Raw genomic sequence first — 24,412 nt, forward strand, 5'->3', positions numbered from 1 at the left:
GGCAGCTTTTTTGCGTCTTGATGGTGGAGCTGGGGCAGTAGCAGGCAAAAAGCCTGCTGCTCTATGTTAAGAGGAAAAACCCGAGTTGCAGCGGATATGAGCTGGGATAGCCGTATGCGAGGCTCTACCTCACATACGGATTCTGCCGGATCATCTGCACAAGGTTCATCGCCGAGGCGGGAAGCGGCTCGTTTTTGCGGGTGCAGATAGCGATGGTGTTCTTGAGATCGATCCCTTCGACATAGACGCGGGCGAGCTCGCCGCGTTCGACGTAGTCGCGGACGACAAGGGAGGAGACGAAGTTGGCGCCGTAGCCTGCGATTACGGCAGTAATCGCTTCATGTAATCCGTTGAATTGGAGGGAGATGGTCGGAACGGCGGAATTGTAGGTGCGGCATAAGGACAGCAGGCGTTCCCGGGTCGAGCTGCCTTCCTCGCGCATAACAAACGGCTCCTTCATCATCTCAGGCAACGTGACCCGCTGATTGGCAAACGGGTGGGCCGGTGCAACAACAAACCATAGTTCATCCTGAAACAATTCTTCCGTCTGAATCGTGTCCGGATAATTCTCGGCTATTCCGCCAAATATGGCGATATCAACTTCGACGTCCAGAAGCTGCTGTAAGGCTCCGCTGGAATTTGTCGTCGTAATATTCATTTCGACCTGCTCGAACTGCTGCTTGAACTTTGCGATCCAAGCCGGGATAAGGAAGTGGGAAGGCAAATAGGTAGCGGCAAGCCGGATGCTGCCGATGGTGCCGCTCCGGTAGTTCACGGCAAATTGCTCGATCTGATGCTCCACGGCAAACAGTCTTTTAGCCAGCAAGGAAAGCTCCTCGCCTGCATCGGTTAAAGCGATTCCTCTTCCTTGGGGCTTGAAGAGATCGAGCATCAGCTCTTTCTCAAACTTCTTGATCTGAGCCGTAATAGCAGGCTGGCTGATGTTCAGCAGCTCTGAAGCGCGGGTTACGCTCCCCGCTGCGGCAATCGTATGAAACAAACGCAAGGCATGCAAATTCATAACGCAGCTCTCCAGTCCATCTATATACAAAATATATAAGTCGAAGAAAAACATATATTATTCTTATCATTATAACTCGCTTACTATGGAAGCAGAAAGTCAATTCAAAGCGAGGAGAAGTGATTATGATGAGTACATTGCACATTTGGGAAAAAGTTGATGCCTACCTGACGGAGCAGCTCATTCAGCAGGATTCCATTCTGGAGCAGGTGCTGGCGAACAATAAACAGGCCGATCTGCCTGCCATCGATGTGGCGCCGAATCAAGGGAAGCTGCTTAGCCTTTATGCTCAGATGATTGGCGCGGAACGGATTTTAGAGATTGGTACGTTGGGCGGATACAGCACGATCTGGATGGCAAGGGCACTGCCGGAGCACGGAAAGCTGATCACATTGGAGCTTGATCCCCATCATGCATCCGTTGCCGGGCAAAATATCGCATTAGCCGGACTTAGCCCAAAGGTAGAGATAAGAGTTGGAGAAGCGCTTGAGCAATTAGCAAAGCTGGAGGAGGAAGGGACGGCGCCTTTTGATCTCATTTTTATTGATGCCGACAAACCTAATAATCCCCATTATCTGCAATGGGCGCTGCGCTTCTCCCGTCCCGGCACGGTTATCATTGCCGACAATGTCGTTCGGGAGGGTGAAGTAACAAACCGACATAGCACGGATCCCCGCGTTCAAGGCGTACGCAAATTCATGGAACTGCTGGCGGAGGATCCGCGAATGACCGCAACGGCTATCCAAACGGTTGGATCCAAGGGCTACGACGGCTTTGCGCTGGGGATCGTGAAGAGTTAACATCCCCCGATTTGGATGTGCCACTGTCTTTCCGCTACAATAGAAGAAACGAAACCGAAGGAGTGGATGCAAGAATGGATCACTTCCGTGCTTTAGTAGCGGATAACAATGGGGAAGAAGCACCAACGCTAACGATTAAAAATCTGGCTGCCGCCGATCTGCCCGAAGGAGAAGTAACCGTTCGAATCGCCTACTCCAGCGTGAACTATAAAGACGGGATGGTTGGAATATGGGGGCGAATGATAAAGAGCTACCCGCATATCCCGGGCATCGACCTTTCCGGCACCGTAGCCGAATCTACGGATCCGCGCTATAAGCCGGGGGATGAGGTCATCGTAACGAGCTATGGTCTTGGCGTAACGCATCATGGGGGATACAGCGAGCTGGCACGGGTTCCCGCAAGCTGGGTTGTTCCCCTGCCAACCGGGCTTACCCAACGAGAGGCCATGATCCTAGGAACGGCGGGCTTTACGGCGGCGTTATCCGTTCAGCGGCTTGAGGATAACGGACTAACACCGGAGAAAGGTCCGGTCGTTGTCGCGGGCGCTAGCGGCGGGGTAGGCAGCGTTGCCGTCAACATACTGGCCAAACGAGGTTACGAAGTAACGGCCAGCACGGGAAGACTCAGCGAAGAGGCCTATTTGAAAGAGCTTGGCGCAACGCATGTCATTCACCGGGATGAGCTGACGGAAACGGAACGCAAGCCGGTCCGGCGTCCGCTCTGGGCGGCAGCGGTGGATCCGGTTGGGGGGAAAACACTTTCCTACCTGCTGAGCACGCTCCAATACGGCGGATCCGTTGCCACAAGCGGATTAACCGGCGGCGTTGAAGTTGAGACCTCGGTATATCCTTTTATTCTTAGAGGGGTGAACTGGCTTGGTATCGATTCGGTGGAATGCCCGATGGAGCTCCGCAGCCGGGTTTGGGAACGACTAGCAACAGACCTGAAACCAACGATGCTAAGCAACACGATCGTAAACGAAATCCAGCTGGAGCAGCTTCCGGAAGAGCTTGCTCTCATTCTGCAAGGACAAGTGCGCGGCCGGACAATCGTAAAGCTTGGATAAAAAAGAAAACCCGCTTGGCTTGCCGTATCGATTGTAACGGCAGGTCAAGCGGGTTGTTATTGCAAGGACGGAATCACTTCCAGTTCTGCTCAATAAATTCGTCGCGTCCGGACTGGGCGCGGTCTTCTTTGTAATGCTTCGGATTCTTCTTGTGATAATCCTGATGGTAATCCTCCGCCGGGTAGAACGTCTCCGCCTCACGGATTTCCGTTACGATTGGCTTGTCGAAGCGCCCGGACAACGCCAGCGCCTGCTTGGAAGCAAGGGCGAGCTCCTTCTGCTCCTCATTATAATAGAAAATAGCGGTACGGTACTGGCTTCCGCGGTCCTGGAACTGTCCTTCATCATCGGTTGGATCAATCTGGGGCCAGAACAGCTCAAGCAGGCGTTCATAAGGGAATACCGCCGGATCGAACGCAATCTGGACGACCTCGAGATGACCGGTTGTCCCTTTTTTAACCTCTTCATAAGTCGGATTGGCCAAATGGCCGCCCATATAACCGGATACGATTCCGTGAATGCCCGGAAGCTCCTCGAACGGCGTAACCATACACCAGAAGCATCCACCGGCAAAGGTTGCATGCGTAAGCGACATTTTACATAACCCTTTCTTTTGTTGCGTTGACTTGCCATTCTTTATTTTCTAAAAGTAACTTGTCCGGCGCAAGAAGTCAATTTCGGCGCTTCTACACGCCAATAAGCCCCATAACCCTCCGCATACAGCCGGAAAGCAATGAGGCTTAAGACTTAAGCGATAGCTCCGTCTCTAATATATAGAATTCGATCTGCGTACGAAGCCACCGCCTGATCATGGGTGATCAGGATAATCGTACGGCCTTCCGCATGCAGCTTGGTTAAGAGCGCCATGATTTCTTTTCCCGTATGCGAATCGAGCGCGCCTGTAGGTTCATCCGCGAGCAGTATCGAAGGATTTGTTGCAAGCGCTCTCGCAATTGCGACCCTTTGTTGCTGCCCCCCTGACAATTCCGCCGGACGGTGATGCAGATGCCCGCTCAGCCCAACCGATTCGAGCGTATCCAGCACCGCTTTTTTTCTCTGATGCCCGGGAACTCCCCGGTAGATTAACGGCAACTCTACATTGTCGTAGGCTGACAAGGTTGGTATCAGATTATAGCTTTGAAAAATAAACCCGATCCTCCTGTTGCGCACATCCGCCAGTTGATTATCGCTCATTGCCGATACCCGTCTGCCCTCCAGCACATAAGTGCCGCTGTCGGCAGTGTCCAGGCAGCCCATGATATTCATGAGCGTAGATTTACCGGAGCCGGACGGCCCTTGAATGGCAATAAATTCGCCTTCCTGCACTTCCAGCGAAATATGCTGCAAGGCCGTGTAACGCTGCCCGCCCATTCGGTAATGCTTCGTAATCTGCTCCATTTGAACCAAGGACATCCTTTTGACCCCTCCTAAAAGAATTGGCGCACGCTCTTTGCGCCAATTCTTACTTCGTAAGCATTTACCTACTATAGAGGCTATTCAAAAAGCTTGTTCAATTTTCCGGTTTTTCCGGCTTGTTTACACTTAAGTTCTGCGGGCATTCAGCTTGCGCAAATGGATAATGCGATTGTACATCTTCCGGGTCGGAAGCTTCTTGAAGGGAATAGCCTCAGGGGTTGTATTCACTTCGAGAATCCAAGGATGCAACTGCTGGTCCAGCGCAATGTCGAAGCCTAGCTCGGTCAAGAAGGGATACTGGGCTTTAAGCAGATGCGCGCATTCGATGCACAAGCTGTTCAGCTGAGAAGAAACCTTGCGAACCAGCTCAGCTCCTCCATGGGATGCAATAACAGAACTGAAGGTATATACATCGGCGCCTTGCGCCCCGTTGGTTACGGCCATGCCTTGCTGGGCAACCCGGGCAAGTATGCCGGTCATTTGCCAGCGCTCGTATTCGTTCAGCTGTACCTCGATCCGCAGGTCGTAGATCCGGTTTTTGAATTTCGACAAATGGATGCCGCGTTGAATAATGTATTTGGTGCCCTTAATTTTGTTCGTTAAGGAAGCAACAAGCTGTGCCCAGGTCAGGTTTCTTCTCCTTCTTGCTCCGAGCTGATAGGAATAGGTGCCATGCTTGTACTCCACCCGCATAACCCCAACGCCGTGGGATCCTCTGTTTGGTTTCACATAGACCATTTGATAGAGCCGCAGCATGCTTTTCAAAGAGCTTTCGCTAAACAGGAGGGTATGCGGAACATGACTACGGGTTGAAGCCTTTCGGTTAAGAATAATGGTTTTGGCCCATTTGTTATATACGCCTCTTCTTTTTCTCATAAGGACACAATCTTCCTCCGTCTTCCTGACATGGTAGTCTTACAGAGTTAAGATATGCTTGCCCTTTCTGCCGCGAGTGGGCTTTATACGAGGCGATTCTCTTTTGGGGCGCATAGGATGGTAGAATGATCGACCGAAATGGAGGATGCTTCATGCCTATTTCTATGAATACGCCCTCTCTCCGCGCCAAATGGGAGGAAGTGAGACAGCTGTATCCTTGGTATAAAGAGATGACCGGGGATAATAATGACAATTTCAATTGGGAGGAAGTTCCGCTTCTCACGCAGGACAGACTGCTGCCCTATTACGAGAGTGACGAGAGGACCGTTCCGCTAGATTGGAATGTCTACCGGACTTCCGGTACAAGCGGCAATAAAAGAAAAGCTATCTATTATGATGCAAGCGACGAGGATGCTTATATTCAGTATAAAAAAGAGATGTTTGCGGAGCTCCTCAAAAACTATGAGGTTTCCCGGGCATTAAGCGATATGGGGACGGGTCATGCGGAAGCTACGGCGGTGCAAATATTCGAAGAGCTAGGACTTGCCTGCGAATCGGTTCCTTTTGGCCTGCCTGCAGCCGCTCATCTGATCCGTATTGCGGAGTATCGGCCGGATGTGCTGTACACGATGCCTTCTCTCCTTGACGGGATGCTTCGCGTTGCTCCTCCGGATTTTCATTGGGGCCTGAAATGCGTCATTCTGGTCGGGGAGCCGGCACCACCCGCGTGGCGTCATCGGGTTGCGGAACGTCTTGGCATTACCGAGCAGGATGTAATGGATACGCTGGGCAGCATCGAGATCGGAACGATTGCTTATTATGACCGGTCGATCCAGCGGTATGTTGTTATGGACGGCATTATAGCCGAAGGCGTGGAACCTGCAGAGGCAGGGTTGCCGGACGTCGAGCTTCCTGCCGGAGAGCAGCTCCTGGTACTAACCTCGCTTGTAAGGCGGCGTTTTCCGGCGCTTCGGTTCGTCACTTATGATGTAGTCCGGGATTTAAAGGTGGAGGAGCGGGACGGAAGGCGGATTACCACCTTTGATGCCATTGTGAAGCGGGTTGGACCGGAGCTGAAGCATGGGGAAAAAATCAGCATTTACGATATCGAAAATGCTATCTTCAACCATGTTCGGCAAGCCGTGGTGAAGGTGCTTGTGAACGGCAATAAGCTGCAGGTCAACATTACGACAACTAGTGATTTGGATGAAGACGTGCGGACTGCGGTTCGCGATGAGCTGCATAGCACCATCCCTGCGATCGGAGCGATGATTCGGGGCGGGCTGCTGGAACAAATGGATGTTTTGTTTATTGGCAAAGATACGGACTCCGCCGCGCCGGAGGGAACGGGGAAAAAGCCGATTAAGCAGAAAAAGCTGTTTGTGCAGCAGAGCAGCGAAGGAAGGGATCATGGATGAGCGTTTACAATAATATCGCGTCCATGATTGGCAATACCCCGATGGTGAAGCTTGGGAGACTGTTTGGTCATGCCGATTTTGAGGTGTACGCGAAGCTGGAGATGCATAATCCCGGCGGAAGCGTAAAGGACCGTCCGGCAAAGGCTATGCTGGAGGCCGCGTTATTGGATGGCCGAATTAAACCCGGTTCCGTTATCGTGGAGTCCAGCTCGGGCAATCTGGCGGTAGGACTTGCGCAGCTGTGCAACACGATGGGCTTCAAATTTATTTGCGTGGTAGATCCCAAAACGACGGAAGCGAATCTCCGCGTGCTCAGGGCTTACGGCGCGAGAATTGATCTGGTCCAGAAGCCTGATCCGGAGACGGGAGAATTCGTGCCGGCACGGCTTGCCCGCGTTCGCAGGTGGCTGAAGCGGCTGCCGGATGCTTATTGGCCCAATCAATACGGCAACAAAAACAATGCCTTGTCCCATCAGCAGACGACGATGGCGGAGATGGCAGCCGATCTTCCCAAGCTGGATTATTTGTTCTGCGGCGTTAGCACCTGCGGAACGATTCGGGGATGCGTGGACTACATCAGGGAAAACGGACTGCAGACGAAGGTTATTGCGGTAGATGCGGAAGGCAGTATTATTTTTGGCGGGGAAAAGGGAAAGGTTACCCGTTTGCTGCCTGGACTTGGGGCCGGCATTAAGCCGGGGCTTTGTCCGGACGAAGGTATTCATGAGATTGTTCGCGTGAACGACCGAGATTGTATAGCAGGCTGCCGTAAGCTGGTTCGCATGGAATCCATTCTGGCTGGAGGCTCCTCTGGGGGAGTGATATCGGCCGTTGAAAAATACAGTCCGTTCATCGAGCCCGGCTCAACCTGTGCGGTGCTGCTGCCGGACCGGGGAGAACGCTATTTGAATACCGTTTACGACGATTCTTGGGTATCGCGGATATTCGGCGCTGATTTTACGTCCGGTCTGCATAAGCAAGGAGGGATTATTTAATGATTTATTTGAATGAACGGGATCTTGAGAGGATCGGCATTAACTGGCAAGCATTAGCCAAACTTATTGGTGATGCGGCGGCTGCTTACGCCGCAGGCGAGTGCGCGCAGCCGATAAAGCCTTATCTGAAATACGGAGATGAACGAAACCGGATTATTGCGATGCCTGCTTTTGTCAGCCGGCCGGTGCGGGCTGCCGGGCTCAAGTGGATTGCCAGCTTTCCGGGCAATATTGAGAATGGACTGCCGAGAGCGAATAGCGTTACGATTCTGAATGACCCGGATACCGGCGTTCCCGTTGCGATGGTGCAGGGAAGCCTCATTAGCGCTATCCGGACAGCGGCGGTGAGCGGCGCCATGCTGCGCAAGCTGGTTGCGGGGAAAAAGTCGCCGCTGCAGGTGGCGTTGATCGGCATGGGGCCAATCGGGCGGATGCACGTGCATATGCTAAACGGCCTGCTTGGTGACCGGATCAGCCGAATTTCCGTTTTTGACCGTCGGGACGTTGAAGTGGAGGAGTGGTTGAAGGGAGTTCCAGCCGTTATTCCGGTCGAGAAAGCAGCGTCCTGGCAGGAAGCTTACCGGGGAGCGGACGTTGTGTTTACTTGCACGGCTGCGCCGGAGCGCTATATCGATGAGGCTGCCAAGCCCGATGCGATTCTGATGCATGTCTCGCTGCGCGATTATCAATTGGAGGCATTGTCTAACGTAGGCACTATCATCGTCGACAGCTGGGAGGAGATATGCCGGGCGGATACGGATACGGAGCGTATGCATTTGCATGGGGGATTGCAGGCTGAAGATACGATGACGCTGGCCGATGCCCTGACGCTTCCTCTGGATCAAATCATTCGTCCTGCGGGACCAACGTTATTTACGCCAATGGGGCTTGCGATCTTTGATGTTGCCGTAGCGGCGCATTATGCCGAAGCTGCGGAGCGGCTTGGCGTGGGTCTGAGACTAGAATAGAAAGAAAAGGGCTGTCCCGGTAGGAACAGCGCTTTTCTTCGGAGCAGCGGAGTTTTAACGAAACGTCATATTCTTATTTTCGCTATTGAAGCCGATGCTGAGTGCTAACGAAACGTAGTATCGTTATTTGGTCATTTTAGGCTGATTTAACGAGAGTTTTTCTTAAATAGCGTTTCTATGTTTCGTTAGAATTTTGAAAGGGCACAAATGAGCGGAATAAGAATATGTGGTTTCGTTAGAATTGGGGTTAAAATACAGCAGCCCCGGAAGTGCTCCGGGGCTGCTGTATTTTATTATTTTGCCGATCGCAAGTAGAAACGGCTCGAGTTCTCCCAAATGCCGCCCGGCTCCAGGCTGACGAGACCAATCTCATCGGCCGGCAGATCAACGTTTGGCGCATTAACCAGGTTAAGCTGCGGCTCAGGGCAGAAGAAGCCTTTTGTCGCGTTATTATTCCATACCATCCATTGCTTGAAGGCCGTACCCGCATCATAAACGAGAGCAACCTGCTCACGCGCATCCGTCAGCACCATTTGGTTGCGGCCGTTGCGCGGTTCTGCCGTGTAATGGTTGTCCATTGCTTCCCAATAAGTAGGGACGCCCGTTGTTTGAATAGCCTGTTCGCCCTCGGAGAGCGGAAGGAACTGACCGGTAGGCAGCATACGCTCGCTCATTTCCCAGCGTTTGCCGATCGTTATCGTGAAGGAGCAGTCTTCCGGCGTGCTGTTTGGCGCGAATGGCGCGTTAACGGCGGTATGGAAGGCAACCATGCAAGGCATGGCGTCTTGTCCTTCATTATGTACGGAAATATGCTGAAGAAGTCCGGTATCGTTCAAGGCGTAACGCAGACGAAGGGTAAAGACATGCGGCAGGAATTCGAAGATCGGATGCTTCTCGTCCACCGACAGCTTCAGGGATACGTAGCTTTCCGTTTTGTTTACGCCGTAGTCTTCAACTGTCCAGACCGCCGTATGGGCAAAGCCGTGCAGATGGTTGCCTGTCTTAGGCTCGTTAATAGGGAACGTATACGTTTTGCCGTTGAAGTCGAAGGTACCGTCTTCATAACGGTTCGGCGGGAACAATACCGGAATCCCGTGAACGCCGGGGTTCGCTTTAAACGCTTCCATTTCTTGCTCGGCTGGCTCGCGGAGAATATGATAGCCTTTGCTTGTGTCGCGGAACGCGATCAGATTCGCGCCAACGCCAGGAAGCACGGCGGCTTCGTAAGAGCCCCATTGCAGCCATACCGCAGGCTCGCCTTTATATTGTTCCTCGAATGCTTTTCCTTGCGTGCTCATTGATAATGCCTCCTTATAATCAACCTTCCCTTAGAATAACAGGATGAACTTGAACAGACAACCGCCGCATTCCAGGGCTGGAATGCGGCGGTTGTCCGTACAGGCAGAGCTTATGGTGTTATGCGCAGCTCGTTGTTGATCGTGCGTTGAGTGAAAAGCTGCTGCAGCACGTATTGTTTGCGCCTAGGTACCGGTACTTGCTTCGTCTCGTGATATTCCGAGCCAAAGTATACGACGCCGCCGGCAATGGACTTGATCTTGCCGATATTAATGTAGCAATTCGTATTCACCGGATAGAAGCTGCTATTTGCGGTGAGCTGCTGGATCTGTTCGGCAGTCATTCTCTTCTTTATGTTGTAGTTTCTGCCGTGGAAGCTGACTAGACCAAGAGTACCAAGCTTGAAGTAAAGCACATCCGATTCCAGTTCGAAATCCTCGTAGACATTTCGGCCGCTCAGCGTAGTATTCATCATTCCGATTCCCCCTTAGAAATGTGAACTACTGATTTGATAGCGCTTACATTATATCACGCCTATTCATGGTTGAAAAGACATTTTTTTATAGGCATCAGAATGTTTGTTTAAAAGCATTGTGAAGACCGGTGGCTTATGCTATGTTCACTTTACTGTACCCTACCTAAAGAAAGGTTGTTGAGCAAATGAGCAAGAACCAGACTTTTGCTGGCATTTTATACGTTGGCTCTTATGGAGCCGAAACAGAACTGACGATTCTCGTATGTGCTTATGACGGCGCTGCGGGCAAAATTTCGGTCAAGCAAGAAGTGGCTAAAGTTCAAAATGCATCCTATCTGGCCGTTGATCCGGCTGGCCGTCACCTGTATGCGGTAAGCGAAACGGGGCAGACCGGCGATGATGCGGGAGGCTCGGTTGTATCCTTTGCGATTGAAGAAGGAAGCGGAGCGCTAACGGAGCTGAACCGCCAGCTGACGCATGGTGCGGATCCTTGTTACATAACGGTTGATTCCGCGAATAACGCTGTATTGGTTGCGAACTATACCGGAGGCAATGCGGCGCTTCTTCCTATTCATGAAGACGGCACTCTTGCACCGGCAACTTCCATTGTCCGTGAGGAAGCACCGCTTGGTTCGAACGCCGCGCGTCAGGAAGCTCCTCATGCGCATGCCATTGTCGTAAACGGTAATTATGTCTATCTAAATGATCTTGGCACGGACCAGGTCCACACCTTCCGGATTGAAGAAGGCAACAAGCTTGTGAAGCAAAGCTCCTGCAAGCTTCATTCGGGCGCCGGCCCGCGCCATATTGTTTTCCATCAGAGCTTGTCCACGGCTTATGTTATGAATGAATTGGATTCGACGGTAACCTTGTTGAATGTATCGGCGAACGGGGAGCTAGCGCCTGTTCAGACCGTATCCGCTCTGCCGGAGGGCTTCTCGGGCTACAATGATGCTGCGGATATTCATCTGTCGCCATGCGGCCGTTACCTGTACAGCTCAAATCGCGGTCATAACAGTATCGCTGTATTTACCGTTGATCAAGCAGACGGAAGACTGACGCTTCTGCAGAACGCTTCTTGTGAGGGCGATGCTCCGCGTAACTTCCTTGTGCTGCCGGATGGCAGCCAGCTGCTAGTCGCGAATCAGAAGACAGGCAATATCGTGTTGTTCTCCGTTAACGAAGAGACTGGTCATATCCGATCGGAAGGTACGATACTTGAAGTACCAAGTCCGGTATGCATTCGTTTGGGTGCTGCCCGGTAAGCTTGGATAATAGAAAGAAGGAATCGGCATGTCCGGCAATTCGGCGAAAATTTCTCCGGCAGTCAAGCTGGGGACGGTATACTCTATTCTTTTTGCTATCAGCTCTGTCCATTTGCTTAATGATGCCATGCAATCGGTCGTATCGGCTCTATTCCCGATTTTTGAGGATTCGCTTGGTTTAAAATTCGGCCAGATCGGCTGGATCGCTTTTACTCTTAATATGACGTCATCGGTCTTGCAGCCTGCTGTAGGTTTATTGTCGGATAAAAAGCCCGCGCCATGGATGCTTCCGGTGGGGATGGCCTGCAGTCTGGTCGGGATGGTAGGCCTGGCTTACGCGCCAAGCTTCTGGATGCTGCTGCTTGCCGTCGTATTTGTAGGTTTTGGCTCGGCGGTCTTCCATCCGGAAGGGTCGCGCGTTGTATTCTTTGCCGCGGGCGAACGCCGCGGCCTTGCGCAATCGATCTATCAAGTCGGAGGCAACTTCGGCCAGGCGCTTGCTCCGCTGATGACGATTTATATTTTCGTACCGCTTGGCCAACGCGGCGCCGTGCTTGGGACTTTCCTTGCGATAGCCGCTATTTTGGTACTGCTTCGAGTTGTGCCATGGTATGGAGCACAGCTGGCTGAGAAGGGTGCGCCGATTAAGAAAAAAGCAGCCGGCGCTGTGCCGGCGGTATCCCCATATAACAAAAAGGTTATCGCCTTTGCATTAACTTTGCTGCTTATTCTTGTTTTTGCCCGCTCGTGGTATGCGGCGGGAATTGGAAGCTTTTTTAACTTCTACATGCAGGATAAATTCGGGTTGTCTATCAAAGCAGCTCAGGTGCCGCTCTTTATCTTTATGGCGGCAGGCGTGCTGGGGACGTTCTTCGGCGGTATCCTTTCCGACCGGTTTGGCCGAAAGCGTATGATGATGTTCTCGATTGCCGGTTCCGCGCCATTCGCCCTACTGCTGCCTCATGTCTCGCTTGGCTGGATTTATCCGGTTATTTTCGTACTCGGATTTATTCTGCAGTCAGGCTTTTCCGTCAGCGTTGTTTATGCACAGGAGCTGCTGCCCGGCAAGGTAGGCATGGCATCCGGCTTGATTACGGGTCTTGCTTTTGGCATGGGCGGGCTTGGCTCGATTGTGCTTGGTACGGCAGCCGACCATTATGGCATTTTGGATACGATGGTGGCCTGCAGCTTCTTGCCTTTGATTGGATTGTTATCGATTTTGCTTCCGAAGGATCGTAGAGAATAAGATGACAATATGTTGGCTTCAACCACGCGTCAAGCTGGCATCTGGCGGCTGCCGTGTAACGATCAAAGCCGAAGGCGGACCGCTTGCGGTCGAGTGGGTTAGGCTGGAACGGTAATTAACGGAAACATTTGACAAAAAATGATAGATTACGATATTATAGAAATAATTTTTGAGCGAAGCACGCCAAAAGCCTTACGGGTTTTTTGTGTGCTTTTTTTCTATGCAAAATTGCGAATATGGGGGAAGCAGGCAAAAAACAAAGGCGTAATAGCGCTTAAAAATCATAGGGGAGATGATAGATTGTGAGAAAAAGATGGATTTCTATTGTACTAGCTAGTGTCGTTACGGCAGGGAGTTTGGTTGGATTAGGATTAACCGATAGCGAGCGGAGTGTTGAAGCGGCTGCCAAGCCTTCGTTCAAGGATATCGACGGGCATTGGGCGGAATCGTCCATTGAAACAGCGGTGCAGGCTGAGGTACTCAACGGTTATCCGGATGGGTCGTTTAAGCCTAATAACACCATAACGCGGGCCGAGCTGCTCAAAGTTATGGCCATGACTTTCAAAATCGAAGTGGGCACGGGCGGCTCGAACTGGTATGCGCCTTATCAGACAGCGCTGAGCAAGGCGGGCATTTACTTGGATGGCGATTACCCGGGCAATCTTAATAATCCGGCTACTCGCAATGAAATGGCGAAGCTGGCTGTGCGGGGAGAGTATACGGAATATCGCGGGAAAAAGTTAAGCGCGGCGGAAATGATGTTCCGCGCCGTGAACAAAGGGATTTTGTCACGTTCGGGGACAAAAGCGGAGACGATTAACACCGAAGGAACAACAACCCGCGCGGAGGCCGCGGTACTGGTGACAAGGCTGCTGAAGCTGGCTGACGGCGGTAAATTAACGGTTGACCAAGGGGCATCCAGCGCAGCGGAGATTGCTTGGCATCGTCATAATATGATTACGATGTTTGATCAGAATGATTTGGTGAAGCTTCCTTATTCCGTGGATATTAGTAAGAAGTATAACGTGACGATAGATAAGTTGATTGTTTTGGATCCTGCGGATACGAAGGGGTTTCTCTCAGAATATTTAAAAGGTACAACATATTTTCCAGCTAATAAGCTAGAAAAACCAAACGACGAATATCTTTTTGCATATAAAATAATTGGCAAAAACCTTGTGGCTGATGGTTCAGGGCAAGTTATGCGAACTAGTTTTGAAATGTACACGGAAGGAAGCACTGGGACAATATTACTCGATACATCATATGTATACGATGACGGTAAATTGATTGAAAGAGAAGGACTGTTCTATAACAATCAAGAGTTTGGATTCCATAAAGTCAATAGCATAGCCCATAATTATGTCTTTAAATTAGTACCTAAAAAGTACATTCAAGATCAAATTAAAGAATATGGAGGAGTTCCGATTCACCTTGAGCGTTATAATGTCGCATTTGGAAAGCAATCACAATTTTATCTGACGGATGTGAAAGATAAATGGGCACTGTAAGAAGATTATTACCTCAACTTCTTGTTTTATCAATATTGATAAGCCTTTTTAGCTTTCAATCTGTTTCAGATGCTGCAGCAGAAACATCTATTAAAAAAACAGATTCACTCTCATTTAAAGCAAGCCAAAAATATAATCCAAGTTCCACTTTGTCAGGGATAACGGTTGATTTAAATATTCCAACAGGTTATAAACCTAAAGCATATCAACTATGGATGATGGTTGCTGATAGTAGTGGGAAGGTAAAGTTAGTACAACAATCACACCAATCAGTAAGTTCAAACAATAGCAACTTTTCTTTAAGTGGCAAAAGATTAACTTTAAACAATATCAAAGGAACAAAACTTACAGTGACAGCAAACGGGATACCATCCAATATGTATGCTGTCATAAATCGTAGGTCAAATGGAAAGGAGTGGGTAGTAGAAGGTAATGGGGTTGGGCCATATAATGTGACCCCGGCAACTGGAGATTCTTGCTGGAGTGGCACAGTTTCAGTTTGTCCAGGGTTACTACCTGCTAAAGATAATGGAGGAAAATTAATTGATGGTAGGCTCCGTACATCTGATGGCTGGATTAAAGCCATAAGTGATGGTGTTCCTGGCCCTGATAATTATATTTCTCCTATAGATTCAGATTCAGTATATAAAACAGCATTAATTCAAGAAACTATTAATGTAACAAAAGCTACACCATCAGGATATGCGCAGCATAGAGTAGATTCCTTTGGTAAAGGAATAGCAGGTAAAGGTCAATTAACAGTATCCACACCACCAGTCAAGGCATCATTACTTGATAGTGCAGACTGTACAGGATGTTCAGGAAATGCAATAGGGAAAAAATATACTATGGAAACAAAGTTGAACTGGTCTGCAAGTACTTACTACTACGAAGGGGAAGTTCGTGTTACCTACGAACTAATTGCTGAACCAACCACACCAACCGTATCCTGTGACTGTACGGCAGAACCTGACACTATCAACTTCGCTGACAAAGATGTTCCAGTTACAGCTACGCTGACTGCCTCTCTTGCAGGAAAAGGCACTAAAACCGTCAAAAACTGGACGGTCTATGGTCGTGCCGATGATGGCAGCCAGTACATGACTTCAACCGTCGGGTATGGCTTGGATAAGATCGAGCAGAATTTCAGCTTTACCATATCGAAGACCAAGTTAGATGGCGTTGATAGTTATACAGAAACGTGGGTCATGCGTGTCCGGGTAAACTTCACAGACGGTACGACAGCTGAACAGCCGATAGAGTGTACAACAACGGTTACGAAGCCGGGTGCAGCCACGCCTGATCCGGGAGGGACACCAACACCGCCGCCGGCTCCGCCAGTCACTGCTGATATTGAGTTTATACCTAATACCATTATTACAGGTGATCAATCAACGTTGGATAACAATTCCGATGGATATACATCCATGAGTTGGACGTTTTCCAACAACTTGCAAGAAGTAATACCGGATGATAGTCAATACCGCTACCCTAACTTAAAATTCGATAAGCCTGGTTTCTATCAAGCAAAAATCATGGTTACCAATGGATCAGAGACGAGATGGGATACAGCTTCCCTGCAAGTATTGGATCCCAAACCGGTTGCAGTGGTTACAGGGCCAACGACGGTTATTCAAGGAAGAGATTTCTCAAACATCTTCCATCTGTATAATTCGTATACACCGCTTTCCGAGCGTGGGGTTACCATTGATTTTACGAAGAATCAGACGCGCTACAAAAAGGTCGAAGATTCCGAATATACAAACGGATGGCCTTCCAAGGGCCCAACAACTCTTGGTGATTATTCCGTAGAAGGCAAGGTTTTTGATTCGCAGGGACGCGAGAGTGACTGGGGTTCGCATATCTTTGAAGTTGTCCCCGATCAGCCGCCAATCGTAAGCATCATGACCCCGGAACAGACCTATCGTTTTAACGAATCGATGATCTATATTGATGCTGAAAGCGTAGATGGCGATGTACTTGCAAGCATGCAAATCGAAGAGCGTTACGATCATGATAATGACGGCAACTATGAAGAAGAGCCCTGGACTACCATTTATACGGGACCATTTAAGGATACGTTTCCCGTTACTTATACGACCGTAGGGAAGAGGCAATACCGTGCAAGCGTGACGGAGGATTACGGGTTGTCGGCAATATCCGAAATAGCCGCAACCAACGTTCTGAACTACGCTCCGTTCGTAGATTTTGAGGTATCTGGCCTGACGCGGCAACCCGATCAGGGTGATGACAGCGCACCTGAAGATTTGGCCTATTCGGGCGAATCGATTATGCGTTCGTGGAGGCTAATCCAGCCCTACACAACAAACGCTAACAAGCCGATCGGCTGGAAAACAATTAATGGCGCCCTGCAAACCAAGAATGCCAAGATGGCGGATTTCTTTATTAAGTATCCGAATATGGGCTTAGGCGCAAATAGCCGATCTAAGTACGAATTGGCTGCCGATCTAACCAGCCTTCCTGTATGGGGACTGCCAGCCGGTGCAGTTGCCGTACCGTACATTTATGCCGGTCATCGCCTCTACTCGCGTGAAGGTGGGGAGATGGTAGAACGTTATGCGAAAAATGGCAAGGAGATTAGCAGATTTTCCTTGTCTGAAGTAAGAAATCTGACCTATTTGGGAGCTGATAAGAACGAGAGCTTTTATTATGGGGCGTGGGTAGGTGACTCATCAAAAGCTACTGCCTATGAGATCAGGAAAATCAACAATCGCGGTCAACTCTCTGCCAGTTATACCATACCGATATCGACAGGTATTTCTTACGTGATGTATTTCGAGGTTTCGGATGACGGGCAATATCTCTATCTGGCTTATCGGAATAGAGTTGGCGTCGAACAAAATTACTGGAATGTACATGCCGTCAAATATTCCGTTTTTGATAAGTCTGTAAGATGGGATGTCAAAACAGGCGACATGAAATACAGCCCAACGATCCTGCAAAACTATAAAGGCGTTGTGGATTCTGACGGGGACTTGTATTTAACTTGGGGTACATACACAAGTTATGATGGCTTTGAAACCTATGCCATGGCAGTAAACGGTGATACCGGTGTCATGGGCTATGATGTAAGGACGAGCGCTCAATCCGATCCATCTTATATGGTTGCCAGTCCTCTGAATAAATCAACAAACACCAAAAATTTGTATTTCACCGTCTCCGGATACTATTCAAACATGTTTAATAGCGATACGGGCATGAGTACGGATATTTATGGATACTACTGGAATCGAACAACCGGTCAATTAAGCACGCTAGGCTACCCTGGTATTTCCGGCCCTAATCGATTTGGTATGGAAAGCTGGTATTGCGACGATTATCCCTATTGTGATTCGTTTACTGCTCAAAAATCTTGGGGTGGGACAACTCCAGTTGTTTATCCGGATGGAACGATTTACTCGACTACCGTCTATAATTACGGCGACTATAAGTTCGACAGCAATCTTAATCCTATTGCCTCAGCTTACGACGGTAAGAAATACACGTATCAAAATAACAGAGGGAACAAGATTTCTAACGGCAAAGCTTTTTTGATGCCGAGCGGTTTGTTAGCTTATCCTATAAATGGAGCTATTGCGAACTATTCTGAAGCTACTTATAAGCCGTACGCTGGTATAGTAGCTGCAGGCAGGGCGCCGGTGGACTTTTATAATAACTACTATGGGAACAAGACGTATTCAAGCGAGATATTAGATAAGGGTTATTCATTCCCAAGCGGTGCTTTGAAAGATCCGACTCTAAATACATCCATACTTCCGGATGGATCGTTTTATGGATTTTCGGCTACTTTAGGAGGCTCTACGATTCAATATGTCTTTCCGTTTGTACCTGCAAGCGGCAACGGCGATTATCCGAAGGTCATCGATGATAATACCGTTGAAGTTGTTGACGCAGCGTGGGCAGGTCTTTGGTACGATCCGGCAACTAAGCTGAAGAACGATCGCCTCTTCTTCAACGTCGCTGTAAACGATGCAGCGAACGATAAACCAATTGGCGCAGCGATCCATATCCAAGATGGAAAAAATATGTATGCGGCCGAGTGGACGAAGGACAAGCTTACTTTATTTAAAGTCGCGGCGGGTACAAAAACAGCTTTGCAATCGGTAGACTATCCAAGATCGCCGTTTGTAACGTATCCATTTGAGCTTGAAGCGAGTAACGGCACTTTGCGGGTCTATATCAACCATGCAAAATTAATTGAAATTTCAGACACATCGTACAGGCAAGGTTCAGTAGGCATTCTGTCTCTTGGTCAGCAGCAAGCAAAGTTTAGCGATGTTAACGTCAAGAACTACGGGGATTATTATATAGAAGAAACCCATCAATCCGTTCTGGTGGGAGAAGAGATCAAATACGAGACCATTTTTGATGATATCGAAAAAGATCCCGAGTTGGCCGAAGAGTGGAGCTACCTGCATGATCCGGATTATTTTGCCAATTCGCTTGGGGCGAGTGCGTTTGACGGGAAAACCTTCGAGGTTAAGCTTCCAACGCTGGACAAGCCTGGCCTTTACCATATCACGCTTAAAGCAAAGGATAGTCCCGGCATGGATGAATATGAGGCGTGGTCGGAACCGGTAACCAAGGAGCTTTATGTGCACCGCCGTCCAATTGCTCGACCGGATGTCCGATTTACGGGTATTGTTTACCCAGAAGGGGAGACGCTTGATTACTCAACATTTGATACCTCCTATGATCCGGATATCCCGGATTATTTGGCGGACAGGAAGTTCCGGACCAGATGGGCCGATGAAACGGCTTGGACTGCCGGGAAGAGGGAGCTCTATACCCGACCTGGTGTGGAGCTCATTATTCAGGAGCAAGTGCAGGATGGCTTTGGCGTATGGTCCTACTGGGTGGAGACTCGCGTCTACAAGGAAGCGCTCCCGCCTGCAAATCAGCATAGGCCGCAGATGATTATCACCTATCCTGGAGGAACATTGGCCAGCCCGACTCTGCTTGGAGGAGAGCCAATCCTGCGGTGGACGTACAGCGATGCCGATCGTGACCCGCAAGAGCAGTTTTATCTGAAGGTGTCCTACGTTGATAATGGGGCAACCATTATGGAGGGGAAATACCCCGGGAACGATACCTCGTTCATTCTTGATGAAGGAATCAAGCAGGGACGAAAAGTAAAAGTACAAGGCCGCGTCTATTCCAAAGGGTACTGGTCGGATGACAGCAATATCGTATATTTTATTCTGAACACGCCGCCAGTGACGCATTTGCTGTCTTTTAACGGAGCCAAGGCTTCAGAACCTATCTATACGAATAATAATCGACCGCTGCTGAAAGTATCCGTTACCGATGTTGATAGTCAGCCGGTGTCCAGGGTTGATTACGAGGTGTTTTACAACGCGGGTTCAGAGCTTGCGGTAGACACAAATAGCGCGGTCAGCGCAACCTCTTATACAACCCCGGCATTGCAGGAAGGACTGCATAACTGGAGGGCAAGAGCAAGCGACAGCTTTGCATGGGGCGGATATTCGGAGAATGGCTATTTCTTCGTCGATACGGTTCAGCCGGATGATACGAATGAGCAGCTTGAGATCAAGCCAACATCGGTAAAGGTTACGTTTAATCCGTTTAGCGATGCGGCACCGTCATCCGGTCATGCATCAAGAGCCTTCTATATGCAAAAGGTGAATGATGACGGTTCAACGAACAATATCGATTTGAACAATAATGGAACGGTAGAATCCAGCATTCCGCTCTCGAACGGAACGACCAGTTACACGGTAGGAGGGCTGCTAGCCGGTGCGAAGTACCGGCTGATGGTGGTGGATTGGGACGTGGCAGGGAATATGGGCCAATACGAATATATATATTTCTCGACGAACCGCCCGCCAACCGCAGATTTTGACTGGTCGCCAAAGCCGGTATACGAAGGGGATGCTGTAGTATTTACGACTGCCGCATCCGACCCGGATAACAACGATCTGGCTATTACGTATAAGCTGACCAGTCCAACTGGCGTAACGAGAACCTTCACCTACAGCTTCAAAACGCCTTATCCGTCTATAGGCCCAAGCTTGCGAATGACGGAGACGGGAGACTGGACGATGCTTCTCACGGTCAGCGACGGCATGGAAACCGTGCAGACTGAGAAAAAGGTAAAGGTACTGGCGCTTGGATTAACGGGTTACGTAAAGCATACCGAGCAGTGGGATGAGAAACGGAAGGAATTCAACAAGAAGCAGAGCGGCAGAGAGGATTCGCCGCGGGGGTATAACGTATTCTGGGCAGGTGAGAAGTTCATTCTGTCAGCATCAACAACAAACACGGGAACTGCAACAAAAGCAGACCGGGTTGAAGTTGCGATGAAGAGTTACTCCGCATCGTTAACGTCTTCGAATAGCTCCCGTACTAGTTGGCAAAGCGAGCTGTGGGAAAAAACATTTAACGATTTCAAGAAAGGACCGCTAATCTTCGAGTTCACGGCTTATTACAATAATGGCATTGTGAAGCGGGATACTGTGGCGGTACAGATTGAAGGCAATGTCTACGATATCGTAGGCGTTCATAGGGTGAAATAATACAAAAAGGCTGCCCCGTTCGAGGGCAGCCTTTCTTCGTTATCCGGTTTTGATTTTCGTGAAAAACTTGCTGATCGCATAATACGCGGCGCCTCGTACGGCCGACTGATCCTGCAGCTCCGCGAAAAGAATCCGAAGCCGCTCGCGATGGTAAGGCAATGTCCGGCGGGTAACGGAAGATTGCACCGCTTCCTCAAGCCATGTTTTCGCCCGGCTCATACGGTTGCCGATGATCACAACGTCGGGATTGAACACATTAACGATGTTCGAAATACCCGCACCCATATACTCGCCAATCTTATAGAATAACGCGCGGACTCCTTCGTTGCCAGCTTCCGCTGCGTCAAGAAGATCCTCTAAATTATCGAAGCCAAGCGGAGCAGCTTGTTCGAGCAGCGCATTTTCGGAAGCATAAAGCTCCCAGCAGCCTTCATTGCCGCATCGGCAAGGTTTGCCGCTATATTCAATGGACAGATGCCCAAGCTCGCCGGAAAATCCGGCTGCTCCCTTATATAATTCTTTATTAAGAATAATGCCCGTACCGATACCAATCCCGACGCTGACATAGATCTGATGGGCGATACCGCGGCCAATCCCGTATTTCTGCTCGCCTTGCGCGCCAGCGTTTGCTTCATTATCTATTGTAACCGGCAGTTGGAACCGTTCCTCCAGCATTTGCTGAAGCTCGACATGCCGCCATTCCAGGTTCGGGGCAAACAGGATAGAGCCCTGGTCATCCACGATACCAGGCACGCCAATGCCGATTCCCACGATTCCGTAAGGGCTGTCAGGTGCTTTTCCAATTAATTCTTCTATGCATTGAATCAGTTCCTTCAAGGTGAACTCAAGCTGATGCTTCTTGAGGCTTCGCTGCAGCTCGGCTACCACATTACCCTCAAGGTCAGCAAGCACCCCGCGAATGTAGTTAACGCCAAGGTCGATGCCAACGGCATAACCAGCCTTACCGTTAAATAGGAGCATAACCGGTTTACGTCCGCCGCTTGATTCCCCGGGACCAATCTCTATTACCAGATCACTGTCGATCAAATCTTGCACTAAATTGGAGACAGTTGCTTTGTTCAGTCCTGTAAGCTCGGAAATTTGCGCCCTGGAGAGGGGGGCCTGTTTCAGTACGGCTTCCAGCACGATGGATGTATTTATTTTTTTAATAAGGGTCAAATCGCCTGTCGTAGTTACTTTCAACTGCAATTGCCTCCGTCCATGTCGTCCATTCAGCCTATTTTATCAGAATTTGCCCGTGTATGGCTGTAGTAAACATATTAACACATAAACTTAGTTTGTTTAATATACAAACTAAGGATGGGAGAAATGAAGTTAGATGAGGGTTTGGGATTCGTCCAAAGCTGGACGAACAGTAATGAGGGATTTTAAACGATGTAGAGGAGAAAAAGGGGTAGCCCTATTGAGGTAAATCTGAGAACAAATCTACCTCTTATTTATGTTGACGCTTAGAAAGGATAAAACGTTTAAATGCATTGATTTCTTTTAATTCTTCTTCGGTCCAATCCTCGCCGCTTGTTTCTTCTTGATTAGGATTAAACGTAAGATCCATCCCATTTTCTTCGATGAGATTGCTCTTCTTAAGTCCAAACCTGTTCGCGATCTTTTCAATTGCGCCCATGCGAGGCTCTTTCAGGCCCGTTTCCCAAGCAGAAACTGCTTTATTAGTAACACCTGCAATATCAGCGAGATCCTGCTGCGTTAGGTCGTATTTTTCACGTAGCTTTTTTAAATTTGCGCTGATACTCAACGTAATCACTCCATACTTGTTATAAGGTAATTGTACAAAAAAGGTTAATTGAGATCAATCTAAAGGTAGATGAAACCGTGTTTTTAACGTTGACAATCTACTTTAAGAAGAATATTATGGAAACAACTTAGACAGAAGAGAGGATGATGCCTTATTTAAGAATGGATTTCTATGAAAGGGTGATATTTTTTTGATAATCAGTCTACTTTAAGTAGAAATATCTTCCGATAGTAGACGGATAATGGCTTAACCAGTAAAGCAGGGACTGCCTTGGGGTAGGAGCCAAGACAGTCTTAAGGCAAATCTAATTATTGATAGTATAGCAAATATTGCGAGATATGAAAGGTTCTAATCAAATATATATTAGGCCCGGCAAAGGAGAAATCGGGGATGAATGAAAAAACGATGGAAGAAAAACATGTTATTCATCAATTAAATAGATACAAGCAAATTCAGGCTAGAATCCAGGTTCTTGATCATTATCCGATAGGAGCCGATTTGACGATGAGACGGCTTAATCAGGATGATAAGCTGCAGGCTCTGCATCAGCGTTTACGGGGGATGCCAAGCTATAAATACTTATCTAAACACGAACAGAAGTTGGAGGCAACGGCAAACGCCTATTTGTCCAAACAACGGACTGGTCTCAAAAGTCAGCTTGCCGAGCTTCCAAAGGATGCGGCAAACGAAGAGGACGAGATGCTTCTGGCTGAGCTGCGCGGGAAAATCAAGAAGGTTATTGCTGCGCGAGGATACGATGATACGAAAAATGATTTTGACGCGGTCCTTGATCGCATAACCGAGCTGCAGTATTTGCAGGAGGAGCTTATTCAGATCGACACCATCCTGATGGCGCTTGAATGCTATAAACCGAATTTATCCAAACTGCTTCGCTTGAGGTATGTTGAGGGAGAGTCGGTTGAAGAAACGATCAGCCTTCTGGGTATTGTGGAACGGACGTATAAACGTTGGAGAAAGCAGGCCATTGAGCAGTATATTATTCTTTCCGCTTAAAGTTGTCCCTGAGGTTGTCCCCTTGAGTGTACTGTTTTGGCAAGTCAACCCATGCTAATATGATAGTATCAAACGAAATGTTAACCAGTAGCCAGCGCCCCCCTAGGGCGGCTTTTTACTTGGATGCCAGGCTGCGGAAGATCGTTCCGCAGCCTTTTATCGTAGGCTAACATTATCGGATGATGAAGGGGGAGGATGATGCACTATGCACTAACCAGCGGTTTGGGTGAAAAATAAATGGTTTGATTGGGCAAAGCTTTGCGAAGGCGCAAGGCTTTTTTTGTTGTTCGAGGAATTGTGACTATGTCGAATTGATCATTGGAGGCTGAACATTATGGAGCAACCAGAAATTCTTCACCTCGCCGCCCTTGTGGCGGCTTTTGTCGGAGTAATTAAAGGTTATGGAGTCACGGCAAAACATAGCTCAGTCATTGCAATTGGTATAGCTGCTATTTTGGTATTGGTACCTTCTGCTGTACGGGATATTATCGTTAACATTGCTACAATCGGGCTCACTGCATCGGGCGCGTACAGCTGCGTTAAAACGAAGGATAGAGGCAAGGGTGCAAACTAAATCACCATTAATATAGAGCAGCCTTTTTTTAAATATACGCACTGCTTATTTAGCATGGTCATTGGCTCTAAACCCTATTTCCAAATTATTTTCAACTTGCAATAGGAACGTATGTTTGGTATATAATAGGAACACATGTTCT

The 24,412-nt window shown here is 48.9% G+C and carries 19 protein-coding genes; 11 read left to right on the plus strand and 8 right to left on the minus strand.

Annotated elements, in window-relative coordinates:
• Positions 1-124: 124 nt before the first annotated feature.
• A complete protein-coding gene (locus tag WFJ73_RS14775; RefSeq protein WP_336773793.1) occupies positions 125-1,021 on the minus strand; it encodes a LysR family transcriptional regulator in 897 nt (298 codons plus the stop codon).
• Between the two features lie 125 nt (positions 1,022-1,146).
• Here WFJ73_RS14775 and WFJ73_RS14780 point away from each other — a divergent pair, with 125 nt between their 5' ends.
• Together WFJ73_RS14780 and WFJ73_RS14785 are read left to right on the plus strand one after the other, a co-directional pair.
• Positions 1,147-1,821, plus strand: a complete 675-nt coding sequence (locus tag WFJ73_RS14780) for an O-methyltransferase (RefSeq protein WP_442955951.1) — start codon at positions 1,147-1,149, stop codon at positions 1,819-1,821.
• A 74-nt stretch (positions 1,822-1,895) separates the two neighbouring features.
• Positions 1,896-2,888 (plus strand): NADPH:quinone oxidoreductase family protein, encoded by a 993-nt coding sequence (locus WFJ73_RS14785; RefSeq protein ID WP_336773794.1) that lies wholly within the window; start codon positions 1,896-1,898, stop codon positions 2,886-2,888.
• A 73-nt stretch (positions 2,889-2,961) separates the two neighbouring features.
• On the opposite strand, the gene msrA is transcribed toward WFJ73_RS14785, so the two are convergent.
• From msrA to WFJ73_RS14800, 3 genes are all read right to left on the minus strand, one after another.
• Positions 2,962-3,483, minus strand: a complete 522-nt coding sequence (msrA, locus tag WFJ73_RS14790; protein WP_336773795.1) for a peptide-methionine (S)-S-oxide reductase MsrA — start codon at positions 3,481-3,483, stop codon at positions 2,962-2,964.
• Positions 3,484-3,635: 152 nt separating this feature from the next.
• Entirely contained in the window at positions 3,636-4,301 is a 666-nt protein-coding gene (locus WFJ73_RS14795) for an ABC transporter ATP-binding protein (protein ID WP_336773796.1), read from the minus strand.
• A gap of 129 nt (positions 4,302-4,430) precedes the next feature.
• Positions 4,431-5,180: a YheC/YheD family protein gene (locus tag WFJ73_RS14800; RefSeq protein ID WP_336773797.1), complete on the minus strand. Its 750-nt coding sequence runs from the start codon at positions 5,178-5,180 to the stop codon at positions 4,431-4,433.
• A 152-nt stretch (positions 5,181-5,332) separates the two neighbouring features.
• Between WFJ73_RS14800 and WFJ73_RS14805 the strand changes: the two genes are divergently transcribed.
• The 3 genes from WFJ73_RS14805 to sbnB are packed head-to-tail and all read left to right on the plus strand — an operon-like array spanning position 5,333 to position 8,561.
• A complete protein-coding gene (locus WFJ73_RS14805) occupies positions 5,333-6,598 on the plus strand; it encodes a CoF synthetase (protein WP_336773798.1) in 1,266 nt (421 codons plus the stop codon).
• Positions 6,595-7,593 carry a 2,3-diaminopropionate biosynthesis protein SbnA gene (gene sbnA, locus WFJ73_RS14810; protein ID WP_336773799.1) on the plus strand — a complete coding sequence of 333 codons (999 nt, stop codon included), beginning with the start codon at positions 6,595-6,597 and terminating at the stop codon, positions 7,591-7,593. Before WFJ73_RS14805 ends, sbnA begins: the two co-directional genes overlap by 4 nt.
• The gene (sbnB, locus tag WFJ73_RS14815) at positions 7,593-8,561 is read left to right on the plus strand and encodes a 2,3-diaminopropionate biosynthesis protein SbnB (RefSeq protein ID WP_336773800.1); all 969 of its coding nucleotides are present in this window, start codon (positions 7,593-7,595) and stop codon (positions 8,559-8,561) included. Before sbnA ends, sbnB begins: the two co-directional genes overlap by 1 nt.
• A 293-nt stretch (positions 8,562-8,854) precedes the next feature.
• Here sbnB and WFJ73_RS14820 read toward each other — a convergent pair whose 3' ends face one another.
• Positions 8,855-9,859 carry an aldose 1-epimerase gene (locus WFJ73_RS14820; protein ID WP_336773801.1) on the minus strand — a complete coding sequence of 335 codons (1,005 nt, stop codon included), beginning with the start codon at positions 9,857-9,859 and terminating at the stop codon, positions 8,855-8,857.
• A 110-nt stretch (positions 9,860-9,969) separates the two neighbouring features.
• Positions 9,970-10,332, minus strand: coding sequence for a LytTR family transcriptional regulator DNA-binding domain-containing protein (locus WFJ73_RS14825; RefSeq protein ID WP_015846737.1), 363 nt, complete (start codon positions 10,330-10,332; stop codon positions 9,970-9,972).
• A 185-nt stretch (positions 10,333-10,517) separates the two neighbouring features.
• On the opposite strand from WFJ73_RS14825, the gene WFJ73_RS14830 reads away from it, so the two are divergent.
• The 4 genes from WFJ73_RS14830 to WFJ73_RS14845 all read left to right on the plus strand — a co-directional run bounded on the left by WFJ73_RS14830 (position 10,518) and on the right by WFJ73_RS14845 (position 20,911).
• Positions 10,518-11,597 carry a lactonase family protein gene (locus WFJ73_RS14830; protein WP_336773802.1) on the plus strand — a complete coding sequence of 360 codons (1,080 nt, stop codon included), beginning with the start codon at positions 10,518-10,520 and terminating at the stop codon, positions 11,595-11,597.
• A gap of 28 nt (positions 11,598-11,625) precedes the next feature.
• On the plus strand, positions 11,626-12,843 hold the full coding sequence (locus WFJ73_RS14835; protein WP_336773803.1) for an MFS transporter: 1,218 nt from the start codon (positions 11,626-11,628) through the stop codon (positions 12,841-12,843).
• A gap of 302 nt (positions 12,844-13,145) precedes the next feature.
• On the plus strand, positions 13,146-14,354 hold the full coding sequence (locus WFJ73_RS14840; protein WP_336773804.1) for an S-layer homology domain-containing protein: 1,209 nt from the start codon (positions 13,146-13,148) through the stop codon (positions 14,352-14,354).
• A gap of 848 nt (positions 14,355-15,202) precedes the next feature.
• A complete protein-coding gene (locus WFJ73_RS14845) occupies positions 15,203-20,911 on the plus strand; it encodes a hypothetical protein (RefSeq protein WP_336773805.1) in 5,709 nt (1,902 codons plus the stop codon).
• A gap of 39 nt (positions 20,912-20,950) precedes the next feature.
• On the opposite strand, the gene WFJ73_RS14850 is transcribed toward WFJ73_RS14845, so the two are convergent.
• The gene (locus tag WFJ73_RS14850) at positions 20,951-22,114 is read right to left on the minus strand and encodes an ROK family transcriptional regulator (RefSeq protein WP_336773806.1); all 1,164 of its coding nucleotides are present in this window, start codon (positions 22,112-22,114) and stop codon (positions 20,951-20,953) included.
• A 250-nt stretch (positions 22,115-22,364) separates the two neighbouring features.
• Positions 22,365-22,682: a helix-turn-helix transcriptional regulator gene (locus WFJ73_RS14855; protein ID WP_336773807.1), complete on the minus strand. Its 318-nt coding sequence runs from the start codon at positions 22,680-22,682 to the stop codon at positions 22,365-22,367.
• 390 nt (positions 22,683-23,072) lie between these two features.
• On the opposite strand from WFJ73_RS14855, the gene WFJ73_RS14860 reads away from it, so the two are divergent.
• Together WFJ73_RS14860 and WFJ73_RS14865 are read left to right on the plus strand one after the other, a co-directional pair.
• Entirely contained in the window at positions 23,073-23,696 is a 624-nt protein-coding gene (locus tag WFJ73_RS14860; protein ID WP_336773808.1) for an ECF-type sigma factor, read from the plus strand.
• A gap of 334 nt (positions 23,697-24,030) precedes the next feature.
• Positions 24,031-24,270 (plus strand): hypothetical protein, encoded by a 240-nt coding sequence (locus tag WFJ73_RS14865; RefSeq protein ID WP_336773809.1) that lies wholly within the window; start codon positions 24,031-24,033, stop codon positions 24,268-24,270.
• The last annotated feature ends 142 nt before the right edge of the window (positions 24,271-24,412 follow it).

Source organism: Paenibacillus sp. MMO-58, assembly GCF_037146255.1.
Taxonomy (GTDB): Bacteria; Bacillota; Bacilli; order Paenibacillales; family Paenibacillaceae; genus Pristimantibacillus.

Bases quoted from the DNA above. Each gene is read 5' to 3' on its own strand.
- WFJ73_RS14775 (WP_336773793.1), bottom strand. From the start codon at position 1,021: ATGAATTTGCATGCCTTGCGTTTGTTTCATACGATTGCCGCAGCGGGG.
- WFJ73_RS14780 (WP_442955951.1), top strand. From the start codon at position 1,147: ATGATGAGTACATTGCACATTTGGGAAAAAGTTGATGCCTACCTGACG.
- WFJ73_RS14785 (WP_336773794.1), top strand. From the start codon at position 1,896: ATGGATCACTTCCGTGCTTTAGTAGCGGATAACAATGGGGAAGAAGCA.
- msrA (WP_336773795.1), bottom strand. From the start codon at position 3,483: ATGTCGCTTACGCATGCAACCTTTGCCGGTGGATGCTTCTGGTGTATG.
- WFJ73_RS14795 (WP_336773796.1), bottom strand. From the start codon at position 4,301: ATGTCCTTGGTTCAAATGGAGCAGATTACGAAGCATTACCGAATGGGC.
- WFJ73_RS14800 (WP_336773797.1), bottom strand. From the start codon at position 5,180: ATGAGAAAAAGAAGAGGCGTATATAACAAATGGGCCAAAACCATTATT.
- WFJ73_RS14805 (WP_336773798.1), top strand. From the start codon at position 5,333: ATGCCTATTTCTATGAATACGCCCTCTCTCCGCGCCAAATGGGAGGAA.
- sbnA (WP_336773799.1), top strand. From the start codon at position 6,595: ATGAGCGTTTACAATAATATCGCGTCCATGATTGGCAATACCCCGATG.
- sbnB (WP_336773800.1), top strand. From the start codon at position 7,593: ATGATTTATTTGAATGAACGGGATCTTGAGAGGATCGGCATTAACTGG.
- WFJ73_RS14820 (WP_336773801.1), bottom strand. From the start codon at position 9,859: ATGAGCACGCAAGGAAAAGCATTCGAGGAACAATATAAAGGCGAGCCT.
- WFJ73_RS14825 (WP_015846737.1), bottom strand. From the start codon at position 10,332: ATGATGAATACTACGCTGAGCGGCCGAAATGTCTACGAGGATTTCGAA.
- WFJ73_RS14830 (WP_336773802.1), top strand. From the start codon at position 10,518: ATGAGCAAGAACCAGACTTTTGCTGGCATTTTATACGTTGGCTCTTAT.
- WFJ73_RS14835 (WP_336773803.1), top strand. From the start codon at position 11,626: ATGTCCGGCAATTCGGCGAAAATTTCTCCGGCAGTCAAGCTGGGGACG.
- WFJ73_RS14845 (WP_336773805.1), top strand. From the start codon at position 15,203: ATGGAAACAAAGTTGAACTGGTCTGCAAGTACTTACTACTACGAAGGG.
- WFJ73_RS14860 (WP_336773808.1), top strand. From the start codon at position 23,073: ATGAATGAAAAAACGATGGAAGAAAAACATGTTATTCATCAATTAAAT.
- WFJ73_RS14865 (WP_336773809.1), top strand. From the start codon at position 24,031: ATGGAGCAACCAGAAATTCTTCACCTCGCCGCCCTTGTGGCGGCTTTT.